Genomic DNA, 21362 nt, shown 5'->3' with positions numbered 1-21362 from the left:
TTATTAGGGGATTAGACAATCAAAATAGATACATTGGGAGGAATTAAACATGACTGAAAAAACAACTGATTTCATTAAAGGCGGCGGATTTCTTATTGAAGATGTGGAATTAGATCGTGTATTTACACCAGAAGATTTCACTGATGAGCATAAAATGATTGCTAAAACAACAGAGGAATATGTAGCAAATGAAGTATTACCAGTAGTTGAAAACTTAGAGCACCATGAATTTGAGCATTCAGTGCGTCTTCTTAAAAGTGCAGGCGAATTAGGTTTACTTGGAGCAGATGTACCAGAAGAATACGAAGGGCTTGGATTAGACAAAGTTTCTTCTGCTTTAATTGCTGAGAAAATGTCTGTTGCAGGTGGGTTCTCTATTACACATGGCGCTCATGTGGGGATTGGCTCATTACCAATCGTTCTTTTCGGTAATGAAGATCAAAAGAAAAAATATTTACCTAAGCTTGCCTCTGGGGAGTTAATTGCAGCCTATGCATTAACAGAACCAGGTTCGGGTTCAGATGCCCTTGGAGCAAAAACAACTGCGAAGCTTAATGATGCAGGAACACATTATATTTTAAATGGTGAAAAGCAATGGATTACTAATGCAGGCTTTGCAGATGTGTTTGTTGTCTACGCGAAAATTGATGGCGATAAATTCTCTGCATTCATCGTAGAACGTGCATTCAACGGCGTTTCAGTTGGCCCTGAAGAGAAGAAAATGGGGATTAAATCATCATCAACTCGTACATTAGTGTTAGAAGATGCGGAAGTACCTGTAGAAAATCTATTGGGTGAAATTGGCCGTGGGCATGTAATTGCGTTTAATATTTTAAATATTGGTCGTTATAAGCTGGGTGTGGGCACAATTGGTGGCTCTAAACGTGCATTAGAGTTAGCAATTCAATACACAAACCAACGTCAGCAATTTAAAACAAAGCTTTCTGGTTTCAATCTTACTAAAGAGAAATTATCAACAATGGCTTCTCAACTGTATGCATCGGAATCTTTAAATTATCGTACGGTTGGTCTGTTTGAAGATCGTTTAAGTCAGTTAAGCCTTGAAGAGCAAAAGCAAGGAAAAGTGATTGCAGGTGCTATCGCAGAATACGCAATTGAATGCTCTATTGCAAAAGTGTTTGGTTCAGAAACACTAGATTACATTGCAGATGAAGCAGTACAGCTACATGGTGGCTATGGCTTTATGGCTGAATACGAGGTTGAGCGTATTTATCGTGATTCTCGTATCAATCGAATTTTTGAAGGTACAAATGAAATTAACCGCATGATTGTACCAGGCACATTTATGAAAAAGGCGCTAAAAGGTGAGTTACCACTATTACAGGTTGCCCAAAACTTACAGCAAGAGCTTCTAATGTTAATGCCAGAAGATATCGGTACAGAGCCACTTGCTCAAGAAAAATATTTAGTGAAAAATGCGAAGAAGATTGCTGTATTAGCAGCAGGTTTAGCAGCGCAACGCTTTGGTGCAAAGCTTGATCAGGAGCAGGAAGTATTAGTGAATATTGCGAATATCGCTAACCAATTATTTGCGATGGAATCGGCTGTTTTACGTACAGAAAAAGCAATTGCTCGTGATGGCGCTGAAAAAGCACATCAAAAATTGCTTTATACACAAATCTTCTGCCAAGAAGCATTTGCAGAAATCGAAAAAGAAGCAAAAGATACAATTCTTGCTTCAGCAGATGGTGATGTAGCGCGTATGACATTATCTGCGCTTCGTAAGCTAACTCGCAATAACCCATACAACTTAATTGCGAAAAAACGTGAAGCATCTGTAAAATTAATCGAAGCAGAAAAATATATCGTTTAATCATCAATGTAGCAAACTAGCTATCCTCTTTTGGGTAGCTAGTTTTTGCGATACCAATAAATTGCAAAATAGAGAATCATAAAAGTGACGGATAAAAAAGCAAAACAGATGGATAGACTGATGAAAATGAGAGAAGTTCCTCCATTCAAAACAATTATGATGGTATACTACAGAAAAAGACAGTAGAGGAGCATATTAATGACTATTCAATTTATTCATTACCCTAAATGTACAACATGTAAAAAAGCGCAAAAGTGGTTAAATGATCATGAAGTTTCCTATGAAGAGGTACACATTGTAGAGCAACCACCTACAAAGGAAGAAATAACAGCTTTATGGCAGGCAAGTGGAATACCTTTAAAGAAGTTTTTTAATACATCTGGTATGAAATATCGTGAGCTTGGTTTAAAGGACAAGCTGGCTGATATGACGGAAGAGGAACAGCTTGAGCTACTTGCCTCTGATGGTATGTTAATTAAACGACCTATCGTGACTGATGGAAAAAAAGTAACGTTAGGGTTTAAAGAAGCTGATTTTGAGCAAACTTGGAAATAGCCGTCTTGATCGTGATAAAGGACTTACCTCTATTTGGAAGTGTAAGGCATGATCTGAATGAAAATAATGTCTCCGATGGATGTTTCTAATTTTTGAAGCGAACTCGAAAAAATATGCTTTCAATTACCTAGAGGTGTAATTGAATCTTGTTTTTATAGGAGAAGTATGGCACACTGAAAGTGAATATATTACATATTTATGGAGGGGTTTATTGCATGAGCACACCTAAAGACTTACGATACTCTGAAGAACATGAATGGGTAAAAGTAGAAGATGGAAAAGTACGTATTGGTATTACTCACTTCGCACAATCTGAATTAGGAGATATCGTTTTCGTTGAGCTTCCACAGGTTGGCGACGAAATCAAAACAGATGATCCATTCGGTAGCGTAGAATCAGTTAAAACTGTTTCTGAATTATATGCACCAATCTCAGGTACTGTAGTTGAAGTCAATGCAGATTTAGAAGATAGCCCAGAATTCGTTAATGAATCACCATATGAAAAAGCATGGATGATCGTTGTTGAGCCTGCTGATGCATCTGAAGTTGAAAAACTTATGACAGCAGAGCAATACGAAGAAATGATCGCTGAATAAGACAAGCTATAATCGAAAAACGTCGGAAACTACCGGCGTTTTTTGTTATATAATGACTTATAAGTGGGGATGTCTAATTGGAGGTGGCGTAATGTTCGAGGGAAAATGCTTGATCGTAGAAGGACGCTCAGATAAGCTACAAATTGAGCCTATTTTAAATGAGAATGTTACAATACTTTGTACGAATGGTACAATTGGTGTGCATCAATTAGAAGAGCTACTCGATCCTTATGAGGGCTGTGAGCTTTTCACTTTTTTTGATGCAGATACGTCTGGCGATAAGCTACGTGCATTAATGGACAGACATTATCCAGAGGCTGAGCATTTACGTACAATGCCAACATATAAGGAAGTAGAGACAACACCAAGAAAAGTGTTAGCGATGATTTTATTGCGTGCTCATTTCTCAATCCATAATGAATATATTTTGTAAGGTTGCGTGAAATCAATGGAAGAATGGTCAAAAGAGCAGTGGGAAGCGGCTATACAGTCGGGTGAAAAAGCTGCATTTTATTTATATACACCGATGTGTGGAACATGTGCGGTGGCATCAAAAATGCTGTCAGTTATTGAACAATTGCTGCCACAGCTTCAAATCGGCAAAGCAAATATCAACTTTCTAGAGCAGATTGCTTATGAGCATCAAATTGAAAGTGTCCCATGTTTACTTGTTACTGATGGCGGGAAAGTGACAGATAAAATTTATGCTTTTCAATCTGTACCTTTTTTGTACGAATTGTTAAAAAAATCAATTGACTGAACATTACTAGCGTGGTAAAGTATCAAATATATTACTAAAACATTAAATATATCGAACTCTTATGAAGAGCGGCGGAGGGAAGTGCCCTATGAAGCCCGGCAACCATCACCATGTGAAAAGGTGCCAAATCACCCAAAGATTTTTCTTTGAAAGATGAGAGAACGGTTTAACGTATCATACGTGACCCCTTCTACTTGTCTATGAGTGAAGGGGTTTTTTTATATAAGAAAAGGAGTATTCGCTATGATTCAGCTTCAAAATATTACGAAGAAATACAAAACAGCAAATGGCGAATTAACGGCAGTCAAAGACGTCAACCTTACTATAAATAAAGGTGAAATCTTTGGCATCATCGGCTATAGTGGTGCCGGTAAAAGTACCATGATTCGTTTATTAAATGGATTAGAGAAACCGACAACAGGAACGGTAACAGTAAACAATCTAGAATTTTCATCCATTAAAGGGCAAAAGTTAAGAGCTGCTAGACAAAAGGTAAGTATGATCTTCCAGCATTTCAATTTACTTTGGTCTAGAACAGTTGCTGAAAACATCGCTTTCCCTCTGGAAATTGCAGGTGTTCCAAAAGCTCAACGAGAAGCCCGTGTGAAGGAGTTAATCTCACTTGTAGGTTTAGAAGGACGTGATAAGGCATACCCATCACAACTTTCAGGTGGTCAAAAGCAGCGAGTTGGGATTGCACGAGCATTAGCTAATAATCCAGAAGTTTTACTATGTGATGAGGCGACATCTGCACTGGATCCTGAAACGACAGATGCTATTCTTGACTTACTAGTTGATATCAATGAACGTTTAGGGTTAACGATCGTATTGATTACCCATGAAATGCACGTTATCCGTAAAATATGTCATCGTGTAGCCGTAATGGAGGCTGGTGAAATTGTAGAGCGTGGTGAGGTGTTGCAAGTTTTCCAAGCACCACAAGCAGCTATTACTAAGAAATTTGTAGCCCAGATTACCGACACAAAAGAAACAAAGGATACAGTGGAACAGATCAAAGCAAACTACCCAACTGGTCAACTTGTCAAGCTGATCTTTGTTGGTGAAAAAACGGAACAGCCCGTCATTTCACATCTTGTTAAAAAATTCGATGTGGAAGTAAGCATTGTTCATGGCAATATTTCGCAAACGAAAAATGGAGCATACGGTACACTTATTGTGCAAATTGATGGTTCTAAGGAAAATGTGGCTGATGCCCTACATTATTTAAATACAGTCGAAGTTCAAACGGAGGTGATCGCAAATGCTAACTAATCTCTTTCCGAACGTAGACTGGGAAAATATGTGGCAAGCTACGTATGAAACATTGTATATGACAGCTATTTCAACAGTTGTCACATTTATTCTTGGATTGGTTATTGGTATCTTGCTATTTTTAACAAGTCCTAATCAGTTATGGGCTAATAAAATTGTTAACTTTTTAACGGGGTCACTCGTTAATATATTCCGTTCCATTCCATTTATCGTATTAATTATTTTATTAATTCCATTTACGAAGTTTTTACTTGGGACAATTCGCGGAGCAAATGCGGCTTTACCAGCCTTAATTATTGGTGCAGCTCCATTTTACGCTCGTATGGTTTTAATTGCATTACGCGAAATTGATAAAGGTGTCATTGAAGCAGCTCGTTCAATGGGGGCTAAAACGTCCACAATTATTTGGAAAGTCCTAATCCCTGAATCATTACCAGCTCTGATTTCTGGTATTACCGTAACGGCTGTAGCACTTGTTGGTTACACTGCGATGGCAGGGATTATCGGTGCAGGTGGTCTTGGAAACTTAGCTTTCCTAGATGGCTTCCAACGAAATCGCCAAGATGTGACATTAATGGCAACTATTTTGATCTTAGTAGTTGTATTTATCATTCAATGGATTGGTGATGTCATTACCGATAAAATCGATAAACGCTAGAAAGACATTAGAGGTTATTCCGGTTCTTACCGCTAACATATTTCAAACAAAGTAAAAGGGAGTGTCATAAATGAAGAAATTATTGGCAGGATTATTTTTATCAATACTTGTCCTAGCTTTAGCAGCTTGTGGTACTGATAAAAAAGAAGATGCTAATTCAGCATCAGATGATCAATCAGATAGCAAAGAAAACGTAACATTAAAAGTAGGTGCTTCTAACACACCACATGCTGTTATTTTAGAAAAGGCAAAACCGATTTTAGCAAAAGAAGGTATTGATCTTGAGATTGAACCATATACAGATTATGTTTTACCAAACCAAGATTTAGAGTCAGAAGAAATTGATGCAAACTATTTCCAACATATTCCTTACTTAGAGTTACAAATTAAAGACAATGGCTATGATTTCGTTAATGCAGGTGGCGTTCATATTGAACCAATCGGTATTTACTCTAAAAAATATAAATCATTAGAGGACCTTCCTGAAGGAGCAACAATTTTACTTTCTAATTCAGTATCCGACCATGGTCGTATGCTATCATTATTAGAAGCAAAAGGCTTAATTAAACTAAAAGAGGGTATTGATAAAACAGCAGCTGAATTAAAGGATATTGAAGAAAATCCTAAAAACTTTAAATTCGATGCGAATACTGCACCAGAAATGCTTGTACAAATGTATGAAAATGACGAAGGTGATGCAGTATTAATCAACTCTAACTTTGCTATTGATAACGGCTTAAACCCAATCGAAGACGCTATTTCTCTTGAAGACAAAGAATCTCCATATGTAAACATCATTGCTGTACGTAAAGGTGATGAAACAAAACCAGAAATTAAAAAATTATTAGAAGTATTAACTTCGAAAGAAATCCAAGACTTCATCTTAGAAGAATGGAAAGGTGCAGTAGTGCCGGTAAAATAAGAATTGAAAATTCTTCAAAAGGGTACATAAGTTTAATGACTTATGTACCCTTTTGTGTTATTGAAAAAAGAGAATGTCACTTGAAAAAAGCGAGGCGGTTGCTTTTCATCTCGGTCATTGGGAAGCCCACCTTTCCTAAGAAAGGGTACAGATGATTAATTATCCTCAACTATGTACTTTTTATGACGTATAGGTATGTTCAGATATTGTCTAGTTATATTTTTTACTATAATACTGTTGTTAATTTATTAAATAAATGATAGAAAATAATAATATAGAAAAACAAATAGGGAGTGATTCTAATGAATGATATAAAATTCGCCCATGATATCATGCAAGAACATGAAGTAGAACGCTACTTTGAAATATGGCGGGAAAGTGTTATTAGATCACGCCTTACAATAACAGCAGTCTTTTTAAAAAGAGCTAATTCTACACAACCAAATGAAACCACGAATGATCAAGTTACCTCATTTTTACAATCGAAAATACGTAAGACAGATTTGCTTTTTCAATTATCCGATGGAAATCATTGGGGTATCTTTTTTTTACAAAGTAGTGATGTAGAAGCTAAAGCATTTTTAAAACGAATTTTTGCCATCCTAAAAGCAGAACGGAAGTTTCAACATATTGCATTAAAGGCCTCTATAACAGAAATAAGAAATAATAACGTTATCTTTGAAGAGTTGTTAAATAAAAATAAACAAATGCTATCAGAGGATGAGCAATTAACTTGGAGTATAGCAGAAGTAAAAGATTATAGTGAGCAACCAACAGAATTAGTGAAAGTTAGTATTATTGAACAGAACGCTATTTTTAGACAAGTATTAGAGTCAACGCTTAACCAAATAGATATCCCTCATTTTACTCTGGATGTAAAGGCTTATGAGGATGGTTATAGCTTTTTACAATCAGATGATTATAAATCAGGGCATATGCATCTAATTCTTATGAATGATATTTTACCTCTAAAAAATGGCTTAGAAATATTGCATATCTTACGACATATGCCAAATGAAAAGAAATTTATTATTTATATGATGTCAGAACGCAATTCTGAAGGGGCAGCGCTTAATGCTTATGAAGGCGGTGTTGATGAATATATTGTCAAACCATTTAATTTACGTTTGCTCGAAGCCAAAATTAAAAGAACTTTTGCGAGGTTTTGGCTATGATCAAGCTGACTATTTCTACGCTTTTCGCAATAATTTCCTTCTTACTAGTTGTGCTCTTTATCTTTTTACTGTATTTACTTGTTCAGCGACAGCGTGAAAGCTATTTTGAAAAAGTTCGTGACCGTTATTTACAAAATTATTCTCAACTTTGGTATGATTACTTATTCAATAACGCACTATTTAGTATCGTATTGGTACCTAGAGGAAGGGCGCAAGTTGAAGCTATTGAAAGAATTTTTTCATCCTATTTAAAGAATATAAGGAATGAACAGTTGGAACTAAAAATTAAACAATTCTCCAATCAATATTTAAAAGCATTCTACGAAAAAGATTTATCAAGTAGACGATGGAGTATTCGAATGAATGCCCTCTATCGAATTGCAGACTTACAAATAGATCAATTGCTAACGAAGTGCCAAGAATTCGAAAAAAATAACATTACAGATGAAGAACATTTCCAGTTATTAAAAATATACTCCCTTTTCCAACCAGATTTATTTATGGAGAAAATAAAAAATTCCAATGTAAATTACGCTGAAAGTGAATATAGAAGACTGTTTGTATTATTAGATGATAATGTATTTATTCAATTTTTCCACGATTTTAATAGCTTGCCAGCTAATATGCAATTTGCTGTTATTGATACTGCTGCTGTAAAAAGAAAGATGGAGTATTTGGAGGAGTTAAAAAAATTATTAGACCATGATACGACGGAAATAAACATCAGAGCATTAAAAGGCCTTTATGAAATAGGTATTATTGATGAGATGGATCCCTTTATCCCTTTTGTGACTTCAGAAATGTGGGAAGCAAGGTTAATGGTTGCCAAAATTTTTAAGCATGTACCGCTTACTTACACTTATAGTTATTTAGAGCAACTTCTTCAAGATGAGAATTGGTGGGTACGTTCTCAAGCGGCAAAAACGATTGTAGAAGATCGACATGGTATAGCTAAATTACAGCAATTCATTGAATCCTCAAATGACCAATATGCAATTGAAATGGCCCAGGAAATTGCAGCGAGAAAAGAGGGGAAGTAAATGAAAATAATTGACTATTGCATGATGTTTTTTGGGGGCATTATTTTATTTTATATGCTGTTCGTTATCGTTTCATATTGTACAATGTTCATCATTGCTATGCTGGATTTAAGAAAACGCTATCGTCTCGATCTATCAGAGTATGATGATGCACATATAGATGCTTTTTATTCAAAACCCGTGTCGTTACTTGTTCCTGCTTACAATGAAGAAGTAGGGGTTGTAGATACAGTTTATTCATTATTGAATTTACGTTATCCTCAAACTGAAATTATCATTATTAACGACGGGTCTACAGATCAAACCCTTCAAACGGTCATCGAACATTTTCAAATGAAGTCAATCAACAAAATTGTCCGAACTAACATCCCTACAAAAGATATTAAGCAAATATATGAATCTGAAATCTATAAAAATTGTATTTTAGTTGATAAAGAAAATGGTGGTAAGGCTGATGCATTAAATGTGGGTATTAATGTCTCTCAATATCCGTATTTTTGCTCCATTGATGGGGATTCCATTTTAGATGAAAAATCCTTGCTGCGGGTGATGAAGCCTATCATTTTATCTGATGGTGAGGTCATTGCAGCAGGTGGTAATATTCGTATTGCAAATGGCGCAAAGATGCAGTTTGGCTCTATTTATGAGACTCAATTACCTAGTAATTACTTAGTAATCATGCAAGTAATCGAATACTTGCGGGCATTTTTAATGGGGAGAATAGCCTTAAGTAAATTCAATTTAGTCCTTATTATTTCAGGAGCATTTAGTGTTTTCTCTAAAAAATGGGCTGTTGAAGCAGGTGGATATTCAACCAATATTATTGGCGAAGATATGGAACTTGTAGTGAATATTCATCGACTTATAAAAGAAAAAAAAGAAAATAAACGTATTGAATTTGTACCCGACCCAGTTTGCTGGACGGAAGCACCTCAAACATTAGGGGTACTGCGCAATCAACGAAGAAGGTGGCATCAAGGGTTATTTGAAAGTCTATGGAAGCACAAAAAAATGACCTTGAATCCTAGATATGGCATGATTGGATTTCTTTCGTTCCCGTATTTTTGGCTAGTAGAATGTCTAGGGCCTCTTGTGGAGTTAGGTGGATATATTTATATTGTCATAGCCTTTTTCTTAGGGAAAATTTATTATGAAGTTGCGCTCATGCTGCTACTACTATTCGTTATTTATGGTGTTATTTTTTCAATAGCGGCAGTATTGTTTGAATCGTGGAGTATGAATACGTATCCGAAAAAACGAGAGTTGTTACGTATGATTCTTTTAGCGTTTACAGAAATTTTTTGGTATCGCCCACTAACATTATTCTGGCGCTGTGAGGGATTAGTTCGTTTTGTCTTAAGAAAAAGTGAATGGGGTAATATGAAACGTGTCGGCATTGCTGAAAAGGAGAAAAGTGTATGAAACGAATCTATATAGGGATTATGGTCGTACTAGGCCTCATGATAATCCCTATTGCATGGTGGTACTTGGAAGATGAGAAACAGCTAAATGTAGCCGTTATAGATAAAACGGTTCCGAATGAGTCTTACCGAGAGCACTTAGGGGTGAATTGGTTTTTAAACCATTATAAATATAGATTAAATAATGAACCTTATGACGTAGAACGCGATTACTATGGAACAGCTCCAAATGATGAAACTAAAAGTGTTGTAGAAAAGAAGTTGCCAAATGATTATAGTGACTATGATGTTATTTATTTGGCAGATACGTACGGAGTTTATAAAGATGATTTGCAACAAACAAAACGTTTAGGTGAACGTTCTGAAAAAATTGTTGGAGGACTTGAACAGAAAGAATGGCAGGCAATCGTCGAACGCTTAGCCAGCAAAAAGAAGAGCATGTTAATTGCTGAGTATAACACGTTTGCTTCACCAACATCAGAGGAAGTTCGTAAAGAATTACAGGATTATTTAGGAATCACATGGTCTGGCTGGATCGGGCGTTATTTCGATGAGCTTGATTATCATAAAAATTTAGAAATACCGCAATGGGTTATCGATGAACATGGCGATAATTGGTCATATAAGGGTGGAGGATTTTTACTATTTAATGAAATAACAGAAGAGCTACTTGTACTTGAATTGGACAAGCATGTTAAATCTGCAGGTATTCAAGTACAGTTTACTGAAAATGGTAAAAAATTCTTTCATTCATCTGCAAGGGCGCAATACGATTATTGGTTTGATATTATTACACCTAAATATGCTGAAGATGCTCTTGCAAATTATAAATGGGATTTAACGAAAAAGGGAACAGAGCTGTTAAAGGCTAATGGTATTCCAGAACAATTTGCAGCAATTGTAGGTCAAGATAAGCGCTACACATCTAGTTATTATTTTGCGGGAGATTTTAATGATATCGCAAGGGTACCAAATATTTATAAGATAAAAGGGTTACCAACAATCTATAAATATGCTGAGAAGTATGCAGACAGTTCGTTTTATTGGTCCATTTACATCCCGGTAATGCATAAAATATTTGATTCATTTGAGCACAAAGAGGTTCAGGATACTGTGAATCATGAGAAATTAAACTATAATGCACGGATTCAGGGACAATCTTTTGAAGTGCGAAGAGACGGCAAATGGGAACCAATCGTATTTAAGGGTGTCAATATCGGAATGGGGAAACCTGGTGCCTTTCCTGGAGAAGCAGCAATTACTGAAGAGGAATATTATCGATGGTTTAAACAAATAGCAGACATGAATGCTAATACGATACGAGTCTATACATTACATCCACCCGGCTTTTATAGAGCACTTGCTAAATATAATGAAGAACATCCAAAAAATCCATTATATGTTTTACATGGAGTTTGGATTAATGAAGAGGGCTTATCAAATTCATTGGACGCCTATGATAAAGATACGTTAGAAGATTTTCAATTAGAAATGAAACGAATGGTAGATGTCATTCATGGAAATATCTATGTGGAGCCTCAACCAGGACATGCATCTGGTTTGTATGATGTAGACGTATCAAAATATGTTATAGGATGGGTATTAGGAATCGAATGGTATCCACATATGGTTGTTGGAACGAATGAAAAACATGCAAATATTGGTCAATACAACGGTACTTTTTTTGAAACAAAGGATGCCTCTCCATTTGAGCATTGGCTAGCAGAACAAATGGATCTTGTGTCAGTTTATGAAAAGGAAAAATATAACTGGCTACGTCCAATGAGTTTTACGAACTGGGTCACAACTGACATTCTTGAACATCCGTCAGAGCCATCTGAGGATGAAGATTTAGTAGGGGTCAATCCAAATGTTATTTATACAAAAGGAGAGATGACTGCACCGGGACAATTTGCTTCCTATCATGTGTATCCTTACTACCCTGACTTCTTTAATTTTGATAAAGATTATTTAAATTATGTCGATTTCCGAGGGAACAAAAATAGCTATGCAGGTTATTTAAAAGAGCTCCATGAAGCTCATAATATGCCAGTTCTTATTGCGGAATTTGGTATCCCTGCATCACGTGGTAAAACACATGATAATGTATATGGTTGGAATCAGGGGCAAATGTCAGAACAAGCACAGGGAGAAACACTTCAACATTTATTTGAGGATATTATGCATGAAGGGCTCATGGGAGGACTTGTTTTTACATGGCAAGATGAGTGGTTTAAACGAACGTGGAATACGATGGATTATGATGATCCGAATCGTCGACCATTTTGGTCCAATGCCCAAACAAATGAGCAACAGTTTGGTTTATTAAGCTTTGATAGAATGAAGGTAAAAGTAGATGGCGAGACAACGGAATGGATGGGTAAACAGCTATATGATACTACACCAAACAATCCAACAGATTTTGCAGTAGACTATGACGAGCGCTATTTGTACATTAAATTAAAAAGTGAGGAGTTAGCCCAAACCTCCCCTCGCATTTTATTAGATGTTGTACCAGATCAAGGAAATACGTCTGCTACATCTATAAAAAATATGACGTTTTCAAATGGTATTGATTTTATAGTTGAGCTCAATAAAAATGGTGATTCTCGGGTTGTTATTGATGAATACTACGATTTTTATGATTATTTATATGGCCACCGTTTAAACTTAGTTGCTCCTCGAATGGCTAATGCTATGAAAAATAGTGGAAAGTTCGCCCCTATTTACTATGTGTTAAATAAACAACTATTTTTACCTGAGCAAAATAGAACGACTGATTTTAGTATTTATGAAACAGGAAAATTACATCAAGGAAATGCTAATCCAGAAGCGAAAGACTATGATTCTCTAGTTGATTATACTTGGGCTGAAGATAATGTTATAGAACTTCGCATCCCTTGGTTATTGATTCAAGCCAAAGATCCAAGTCAACGTGAGTTTATAGGTGACCTCTATAAAGATGGTAATCAGGCTTCCGTTAAAGTAGACAATATTTATATTGGTGCTTTATTTGTAGATAAAGAGAACAACGTTGTTCAATCTATGCCAGCAGCTACTAATGGTGTTTTACCACCACTGTCTGCTTATACATGGGAAACATGGCAAGTACCAAAATACGAAGAGCGCTTAAAACAATCCTATTATATTTTACAAAAATTATTTAAAGCATATTAAAGAAGCTAAGGGTAGATTGTTCTGCCCTTAGTTTTTTATTATTTATCAATCCCCTTAAGTGTCGGTGGACAACCGGCGATTAAGGGGATTTTTAGAATTGTAGAAAGAAAAAGTTTTCTAAACAAAGTATTTTTATTTTACAGTTAATGGTTAATGTAAAAGTATTGTAAATGGATATTTTTATAATGATAAAACGGTGTATTTATTTAAATGATAGGTCTTTAATACCGAGAATGTAATTGTTTAGAAATTGTTCAGTTTCAATTAGTACTATATAAACGTTAATAAATTTATTTTGAATGATATGTAATCCTACTGATCTATTTCGACTAAAGAGACATATGTAAGTTTGAATGTTGAAGGGGGCTTTTTACAAAGAATGACTGGAATTGAACCATTACTTTATGGAATACTTTCCTCGGTTAAAATAACGAAAAATTGAAAAACAGATTAATTAAAGGAGTAATTTTAATGACAATCGAAACGAAATCACTGAGTACAGCTTTATTGAAAAAAATTCAAACAAAAAAAGCAACAATTGGAGTGATCGGACTTGGCTATGTAGGTTTACCGTTTGCTGTGGAAATGGCTCAAAAAGGATTTAAGGTTATTGGCTTTGATAAGAATCAAGAAAAAATCAGACAGTTGCAAAATGGTGAAAGTTATATTGCTGATTTACCGAGAGAAAATATAGAGCAAACAATCGAAAGTAAACAACTTGAAGCAACTAAAGATTTTTCTATGCTTTCACAAGTAGACGTTGTGATTATTTGTGTACCTACACCTACTACTGCTGATGGGACACCTAATATTTCATATATCGAGGAAGCAACGCATGCTATTGGACAAAATATTAAAGCGAATACGCTAGTTATTCTTGAAAGTACGACTTACCCTGGGACAACAGAAGAAATGGTCCAGCCTATTTTACAAAAATATGGTTTTGCTATTGGTCATGATTTGTTTTTAGCGTATTCACCAGAACGTGTTGATCCAGGAAATAGCACCTTTTCCGTGTCGAATACACCTAAAGTCATTGGGGGAATAACAGCCACATGCCTAGAATTATCAAAAATTTTTTATGAAACAGTCCTTCATACACATGTGTGTACTGTGACAAGCCCTAGAGTGGCTGAAATGGAGAAATTACTTGAAAATACTTTTCGCCAAATTAATATAGCCCTTGTAAATGAGTTAAGTCAGATTTGCTATAAGATGAACATTGATATTTGGGAAGTTATTGATGCAGCTTCTACAAAGCCGTATGGTTTTATGCCATTTACACCAGGGCCAGGAGTGGGAGGACATTGTATTCCAGTCGATCCCAAATATCTACTATGGGCTGGGCAACAACATGGTATCTCTGCAACGTTAATTGAAGCAGCTGATAAAATCAATGACTCAATGCCCAACTTTGTAGTCGAGAGACTAAGTAATTACTTACGTATTCAAAATAAAGAGCTGTATAGAGCCAATATTGTTGTCATTGGTGTCACTTATAAGCCTAACATAAATGATTCACGTGAATCGCCAGCACTTCATGTTATTCAACAACTACTAGATAAACAATGCCAATTAACGATCATTGATCCTTTTATACAAACATTCTCTATCGAACAATCGCATTTCGATACGGTTGCATTAACAGCACCAATAATCCAACAAGCAGATGCAGTATTAATTTTAACGAATCATTCAACTATTGATTACTCTTTAATTGATCAACAAGCTTCTTTAATTTTTGATACACGCAATACCCATTTTTTGTTCGAAAATAAAAATTATTACAAATTATAAGGGGAATTCATAGGAAATGAAACTACTAAAACTATGTGGTCTGCTCATCATACTATTCTTAGCGGGATGTCAGACAGCGACCCAAGAAACGATTCATCCCATCGATTCTTCTATAGAGGTTAAAAAATCTGATGGAAGTAAAAGTGATGTAATCAGTCATGCCAATATTGTAGTGCCGAAAGTATCGTTAACATTTAATGGCTTAGCAGATAACGACACGATGAAGTTGCTATTAACGAAACTAGATGATTCGAATATGAAGGCTACCTTTTTTCTGGACGGAATGCGTGTTGCTCAGGAGCCAGAGCTTGTGAAAGATATCTTAAAAAGAGGACATGAGGTGCAAAACGGTACATTAACATTTCCAGATGTATCGACCTTGAATTATGAGCAAACGTATGAAGAAATTATGTTAACCAATCAAATTTTTGAAGAGCATTTAGGCTATACACCAAAATTTGTTCGTAGTCGTTCAGGCGACGTTACCGATAATATGCGCTTAGCAGCTAAGGCGCTTGATATGAAAGCTGTTATTGGATTATCTATTAACCCACTTGATAGAAAAATGCAAAGTGCTCAGGAGCTGATTAATTATATCAGTAAATATATTGATAGGGGCTCTATTATTCATCTCAACACATACATTAATCCAGCCATTATTGATGCAATACCATTATTAGCTCAATTAGCTAAAGAACGCGAGTATACTATTACTACCTTAAGTGATCTATTAGATGAACGTTATTTAACAAAGTCAGTGGAAGAGATTGCTGGATATGATGCTGTTAGTCCCAATTTAAATTATGAGCAAGTCCAGCCAAAATTATATTATCGAAAAGAGACAACCAAAAAGGAAATAGCTATCACTTTTGATGATTGGGCACATGAAAAAAGAGTAAAAGAAGTGTTGGATGTATTACGTAAATATAATATCAAAAGCACTTTTTTCCTAATAGGAAGTGGAGTAGAGAAGAATCCGCAATTAGCGAAGATGATTGTAGAGGAAGGACATGAGGTAGCAAGCCACTCCTATTACCATTTAGATGTTACAAAGATGACACCAGAAGACTTACAAGCGGATTTAGTGAAGGCACATCAGGCATTAACCTATGCATTACAAGAGCCGCCACTTCTTTATTTCCGACCAGCTCAAGGAATCATGGATGAACGAACAGCTAAAATCATTACTGCTGCGGGAATCAAAACGATTGCTATGTATGATATCGCTTCTTTTGATTGGAATTTAGATTACTCAGCACAAGATATTTACGACCGGGTGATTTCTAGAGTTGCGCCCGGAAAGGTCATTGTTATGCATATCCTAGATGGGACAAACACGGTAGAAGCACTTCCACTCATCATTGAAAAACTTCTAGAAGATGGTTATAGCTTTAGCAAAATGTCAACTTGGATTGAAGAAGATTCAAATAGGGATGTGAATGAACAATGAAAACAAAAAAAGAGATCTTAACGATACCACGCTCTGACCGTAGGATTCTTTCAAATATTCCCGATCCCGAAAATGTAAGGAGCCTTGTGAATCGTCGTGGAGCATCCTATCAGAAAGAGGAAATTGATCCGACAGATGTGAATGAAATTTATCGACTTCAACAATTGAGTTTACGCTACGAAACTCATTTTGAGGTTCATATTAAAAGGGCAAAACGCCAAGTGAGCGTAGAAAAACTTTATGCAGAGGATATTTCGGTAACGGGTATCCTCGTTTACTCTAATCAACCTCATCAATTTTTAATAGATGAAATTTTAACAATGAATTTCACTATACCGGGTGGTGCAATGCCTGAGGGCTATGAAGCTAAAGTGAAGTTAAAGGCTAAGGTTGTCCGTTATTTTACAAAAGAAGTGGATGGAGAACTACGTTATTATGCTGCCTGTGAATTTTTACAGCCTTTAAACGAATATATGACAAAAAAACGTTGGGGCATTTCTATTTTTATGGCCAGTTTATTTTTATTGGTCGTATCGCTTATTGTCATGTTAATGAGAGCAGAAAGTGTGATTTACTTTAGGTTTAATAAATTTTTATATCTTTATAGTATTATTGCAGCAACATTTCTATTAAGTAGATATTTATTTGGTATTTTTTATAAAAGTGTACCGATCAATCCGAAGTTTGAACCAGGTGTCTCCATTATTATCCCAGTCTTTAATGAGGAAGAGTGGATTCACCGCACGATTTCTAGTTGTATCAATCAATATTACCCAGTGGATAAATTAGAAGTAATCGTTGTTGATGATTGTTCAACGGATCGTACAGAGGAAAAGGCAAACGACATGATTAACCTTATTCATCAGGAGGGTGAAAGATTTAAGACGAATGATCGATTAAAGTTTTATAAGCTTCCGCAAAATGGTGGGAAAAGGGAAGCGTTAGTTGCGGGTGTTCATCAAGCAAAGCATGATTTAGTTGTTTTTGTGGATTCAGATAGTTTTTTAGAACCACATGCAATCCGCAATTTAGTACAACCTTTTCAAGATCCTAAAATGGGCGGTGTGGCTGGTCGAACAGAGGTTGAAAATAAATTTACGAATGCGCTAACTAAATTACAAACGGTTCGTTATTATATTGCCTTCCGTATCATGAAAGCAGCTGAATCATGGTTTGATACGGTTACTTGCTTATCAGGACCACTAGCCTGTTACCGAAAAGAGCTAATTTTAAAAAATGAAACAGCTTGGCTTAATCAAAAATTTCTTGGTCAGCCAGCAACTTTTGGTGATGACCGTAGTATGACGAACTATATTTTAAAAACACATCGAACAGGCTATCAGGACAATGCCATTTGTTCGACAATTGTTCCATCTGACACAAAAGTTTTTCTATCCCAGCAAATGAGATGGAAACGTTCTTGGCTTCGAGAATCATTGCGCGCATTTTTATTTATGTGGAAAAAAGAACCGTTTATGTTCCTTTTCTTCATTATCGGTTTAATTGTGCCGATTGCAGCACCGATTGTCGTTGTTTATAACTTAATTTATGTACCAGTCATGTATGGTATTTTTCCTACAACGTTTTTAATAGGTTTACTATTAATGGCCATGCTAATGAGTTTGGCTCATCTATTCTTTAGAAAAAGTAAACTATGGGGATTTGGTTTTATCTTTGTCCTTTATTATGAATTTATTTTGCTATGGCAGATGCCAGTTGCTTGGGTGACTTTTTGGAAATCTACATGGGGGACAAGGGAAACACCACAGGATGTTCTAGCGAAGGAAAAGAAAATGGAAAAGCAAAAATTACGAAAATCCCGATTTTCGATGTTGAAAATTAGAAAAAAGGGTGAGAAGGAATGAACGGAAAAAGTGTAGAGCTTCAGCCAGCTAAAAAAAATCGTCGGAAAATCATTCGTTCGATCGCTCAATTAATTATAGTAGTATTGTTAGCTGTCATTTTAATTAAAGCTGTTTTTCTAACAGAGAAAAGAGGAGCTGAAACAGTTCCATTAAATAATAAAGAGGGTTTTATTGCCCTTTCCTATTTTGGTGTCAGTAGAAATGAATCACCTAAATATGTGTCTAAAAAGAATTTAGAAGAACAATTAACTTTGTTAGAAAAACAAGGGTATCAAACTATTACTCAAAAGGATATTTTAGACTTCTATCAGCATGATAAACCATTGCCGGAAAAAGCTTTGTATCTATCATTTGAAGATGGTCGTACAGATTCTAGTATTTTTGCTCAAAATATTATGGAAAAATTAAATTATAAGGCAACGATGTTTACGTATGCCAATAAAATGGATACAACCGATAATAAATTTTTAAAGCCTAAAGATTTAAAGTTGATGGAAAAAAGTGGTTATTGGGAAATGGGCTCCAATGGATATAGGTTAACTTATATTAATATTTTTAATGATAAAGGACAGTCCTTAGGCGTCATCGATGAAAACAACGTACCGAATAAAACAACAATAGAATACTATAATCACTATTTAATGGATTTTATTCGTAATCAATATATGATACCAAGTGAAACTCGACAAGAGATGGAGGCTCGAATTAAGAAGGACTACAATTTAATGCAGGATATCTATCATGAAGAGCTGGGGGAAGTCCCTAAAGCCTACGCAATTATGCATGCAAACTCACTTTATAACAATATGGATCCTCTCGTGGAAAGTGTCAATAACAAAGAAATTAAGGACAAGTTTCGTATGCATTTTAATCGAGAATTAGGGGCCTACAATGATAAAGAGGCAGATCTTTATAATTTAAGCCGATTACAAGTATCGCCATATTGGTCAACCAATCATGTGATGATGAAGATCAGACAGGCCAGTAGACAAAACGTACAATTTAAAATAGGAGATCGGGAAGTAGCTCAACACTGGGAAGTGATAAATGGTGCGGCAGAATATGAAAATAATGAGATCACCTTAACTTCAGCTCCATCAAGTGAAGGCAGAATTCTTCTAAAGGAGCAACTGCCAGATCAATATAATGTGAATTTTGCGTTTAAAGGGAATGTGGTTGGCCAACAAGCTTTCTATGTAAATTATGATGAAAAAACAAATAGTTATTTACGAATTGCACTAGTCGATAATGAGATTGTAATAAGTGAAAAATTACCAGGCGGGGGAATTGTCGAAAAAGAACGCTTTCCATTAAATGAAATTAAGTGGAATGAAGAAGAATACGCATTTAATAAAGCAACAGTTTACACTTACCATGATACGCAAAAAGGGTCACGTATAGATGAAGAAGAGTACCCAAGAAACCTAACGGAAAAAAGAGTATTTAACATTGCTATAAATAAGGATAAAATAGAAATAGATGTAGATAATGTATTATCCGAGACCGTTCAAATAAATCCGAAATTACAAGGGGCACAGATTGGATTTGGTGCGTTGTACAGTAATAAGAACACTTCACATGAACAGTATGCAGATGATATTTACGATACATTAATTGAAGATATTTTGATTACAGATAAAAACGATCAAACTATTTTTACGAACCAATATACGAATTTCGAAAAGGTTAAGTATAAATCCACTGCGTTATTTAATCATGTCGTTGATTTCTTTATCGAGACCTTCTAAATCGGGGTGAAATTAGAGTCAAGTGAAGAACATTATGTTATTTATTTGTATTGCGCTACTATTTATTACAGCTTGTAGTAATAGTAAAGAACAGCCAGCTAAAGCAAAGGAAGAATTTAACGATAAGGAGAAGCTCCGATTATCTATTTGGTTACCAGAATGGCAAAATAAATCCGCCATGAAAGATGTGGAAAATTCTCAACTTGGATTACAAGATATACGTGTTTTTGGCGCATATTTTAATAGCAAGGATGAACTATTGTTAACAGAAAATGCCGTAGATATGTTGCAAAAGACCAAGCAGCAATTTAATGATTCCCATCATGTGATCCTAACACTCATCAATGATTATGTAACAGAGAATGCCCCATCTGTTCAAAAGGATAGCACGCTTTTGCATAGATTATTGCAGGATTCCTCAGCAAGGCAAAAGCATATTGGAAATATTTTGCGGGTTGTGGAACAATATCAAGTAAATGGCATTGAGATTGATTATGAAAAGGTGGCTAAAGATGACCTTCAAAACTATATCCTATTTTTAGAAGAGCTTTACCAAGAGCTTTCCAAAAAGGATGTTACATTGCATGTTGTACTCGAACCACGCTTTCCTTTTGATGTGAAATTGCCAGATGGACCTCACTATACAGTAATGGCCTATAATGTTCATGGTTATCACAGTGGGCCAGGTGCTAAAGCTACTTTTTCTTTTCTAGATGATTTAGTAACAAAAATAAAGAAGTCTAATCAAGATTTAGCTATCGCCTTTGCCACTGGAGGTTTCGATTGGGTAGCTCAGGGCAAAACAGTCGCTTTAACAGAGCTTGAGGCCGAACAATTACTAGCCGATAGAAAAGCAGCTAAGCAGCGTGATCAAGCAAGTGGAGCCGTTTATTTTTCATATGTAGATGACAATAATGTCAGCCATGAAGTTTGGTATGCTGATCAAGAAACGCTAGAAAAATGGGTTACTTACGTACAGAAGAAAAGCTATCATGACGTTGTATTATGGCGTGCAGGAGGCTTAGGAGAGAAAACAATAGAATGGATTGCTGAGCAATCAACAGAATAATAAAAAAATCGCCCAAAAGGCGA

At 35.6% G+C, this 21362-nt stretch carries 17 protein-coding genes and 1 riboswitch; all 17 genes read left to right on the top strand.

Annotated features, from left to right (window positions below):
- Window positions 1–49 precede the first annotated feature (49 nt).
- The 17 genes from MKY49_RS17815 (at window position 50) to MKY49_RS17735 (ending at window position 21339) form a co-directional block, all read left to right on the top strand.
- A complete protein-coding gene (locus MKY49_RS17815) occupies window positions 50–1834 on the top strand; it encodes an acyl-CoA dehydrogenase family protein (RefSeq protein ID WP_341386750.1) in 1785 nt (594 codons plus the stop codon).
- A 198-nt stretch (window positions 1835–2032) separates the two neighbouring features.
- Window positions 2033–2389, top strand: coding sequence for an arsenate reductase family protein (locus MKY49_RS17810; RefSeq protein ID WP_341386749.1), 357 nt, complete (start codon window positions 2033–2035; stop codon window positions 2387–2389).
- Window positions 2390–2604: 215 nt separating this feature from the next.
- Window positions 2605–2985 carry a glycine cleavage system protein GcvH gene (gcvH, locus tag MKY49_RS17805; RefSeq protein WP_004228227.1) on the top strand — a complete coding sequence of 127 codons (381 nt, stop codon included), beginning with the start codon at window positions 2605–2607 and terminating at the stop codon, window positions 2983–2985.
- Between the two features lie 91 nt (window positions 2986–3076).
- Window positions 3077–3418 carry a hypothetical protein gene (locus MKY49_RS17800; RefSeq protein WP_004228229.1) on the top strand — a complete coding sequence of 114 codons (342 nt, stop codon included), beginning with the start codon at window positions 3077–3079 and terminating at the stop codon, window positions 3416–3418.
- Window positions 3419–3433: 15 nt separating this feature from the next.
- Window positions 3434–3745 (top strand): thioredoxin family protein, encoded by a 312-nt coding sequence (locus MKY49_RS17795; protein ID WP_274794283.1) that lies wholly within the window; start codon window positions 3434–3436, stop codon window positions 3743–3745.
- A gap of 56 nt (window positions 3746–3801) precedes the next feature.
- A riboswitch (SAM riboswitch) is annotated at window positions 3802–3905 on the top strand.
- Window positions 3906–3988: 83 nt separating this feature from the next.
- The gene (locus MKY49_RS17790; protein ID WP_274794282.1) at window positions 3989–5017 is read left to right on the top strand and encodes a methionine ABC transporter ATP-binding protein; all 1029 of its coding nucleotides are present in this window, start codon (window positions 3989–3991) and stop codon (window positions 5015–5017) included.
- Window positions 5007–5675 (top strand): methionine ABC transporter permease, encoded by a 669-nt coding sequence (locus tag MKY49_RS17785; protein WP_312505881.1) that lies wholly within the window; start codon window positions 5007–5009, stop codon window positions 5673–5675. Before MKY49_RS17790 ends, MKY49_RS17785 begins: the two co-directional genes overlap by 11 nt.
- 70 nt (window positions 5676–5745) lie before the next feature.
- A complete protein-coding gene (locus MKY49_RS17780) occupies window positions 5746–6597 on the top strand; it encodes a MetQ/NlpA family ABC transporter substrate-binding protein (RefSeq protein WP_313470977.1) in 852 nt (283 codons plus the stop codon).
- Window positions 6598–6899: 302 nt separating this feature from the next.
- Complete coding sequence (locus MKY49_RS17775) at window positions 6900–7772, top strand: response regulator (protein ID WP_322611050.1); 873 nt, start codon at window positions 6900–6902, stop codon at window positions 7770–7772.
- Window positions 7769–8812, top strand: a complete 1044-nt coding sequence (locus MKY49_RS17770) for a HEAT repeat domain-containing protein (protein ID WP_274794278.1) — start codon at window positions 7769–7771, stop codon at window positions 8810–8812. The genes MKY49_RS17775 and MKY49_RS17770 overlap by 4 nt, the downstream gene beginning before the upstream one ends.
- Window positions 8813–10234, top strand: coding sequence for a glycosyltransferase family 2 protein (locus tag MKY49_RS17765; RefSeq protein ID WP_341386747.1), 1422 nt, complete (start codon window positions 8813–8815; stop codon window positions 10232–10234).
- Window positions 10231–13410 carry a hypothetical protein gene (locus tag MKY49_RS17760; protein ID WP_341386746.1) on the top strand — a complete coding sequence of 1060 codons (3180 nt, stop codon included), beginning with the start codon at window positions 10231–10233 and terminating at the stop codon, window positions 13408–13410. Before MKY49_RS17765 ends, MKY49_RS17760 begins: the two co-directional genes overlap by 4 nt.
- Before the next feature lie 471 nt (window positions 13411–13881).
- A complete protein-coding gene (locus tag MKY49_RS17755) occupies window positions 13882–15207 on the top strand; it encodes a nucleotide sugar dehydrogenase (protein ID WP_313471367.1) in 1326 nt (441 codons plus the stop codon).
- Window positions 15208–15223: 16 nt separating this feature from the next.
- A complete protein-coding gene (locus MKY49_RS17750; RefSeq protein ID WP_313471369.1) occupies window positions 15224–16657 on the top strand; it encodes a polysaccharide deacetylase family protein in 1434 nt (477 codons plus the stop codon).
- Window positions 16654–18522, top strand: a complete 1869-nt coding sequence (locus tag MKY49_RS17745) for a glycosyltransferase family 2 protein (RefSeq protein ID WP_312505871.1) — start codon at window positions 16654–16656, stop codon at window positions 18520–18522. Before MKY49_RS17750 ends, MKY49_RS17745 begins: the two co-directional genes overlap by 4 nt.
- Window positions 18519–20270: a polysaccharide deacetylase family protein gene (locus tag MKY49_RS17740; protein WP_312505870.1), complete on the top strand. Its 1752-nt coding sequence runs from the start codon at window positions 18519–18521 to the stop codon at window positions 20268–20270. Before MKY49_RS17745 ends, MKY49_RS17740 begins: the two co-directional genes overlap by 4 nt.
- Before the next feature lie 22 nt (window positions 20271–20292).
- Window positions 20293–21339 carry a glycosyl hydrolase family 18 protein gene (locus MKY49_RS17735; protein ID WP_274794271.1) on the top strand — a complete coding sequence of 349 codons (1047 nt, stop codon included), beginning with the start codon at window positions 20293–20295 and terminating at the stop codon, window positions 21337–21339.
- Window positions 21340–21362 lie beyond the last annotated feature (23 nt).

Origin of the sequence: Lysinibacillus sp. FSL M8-0134 (genome assembly GCF_038069745.1) — a bacterium.
Taxonomy (GTDB): domain Bacteria; phylum Bacillota; class Bacilli; order Bacillales_A; family Planococcaceae; genus Lysinibacillus; species Lysinibacillus irui.
This window is presented reverse-complemented; position numbering and strand designations above follow the sequence as displayed.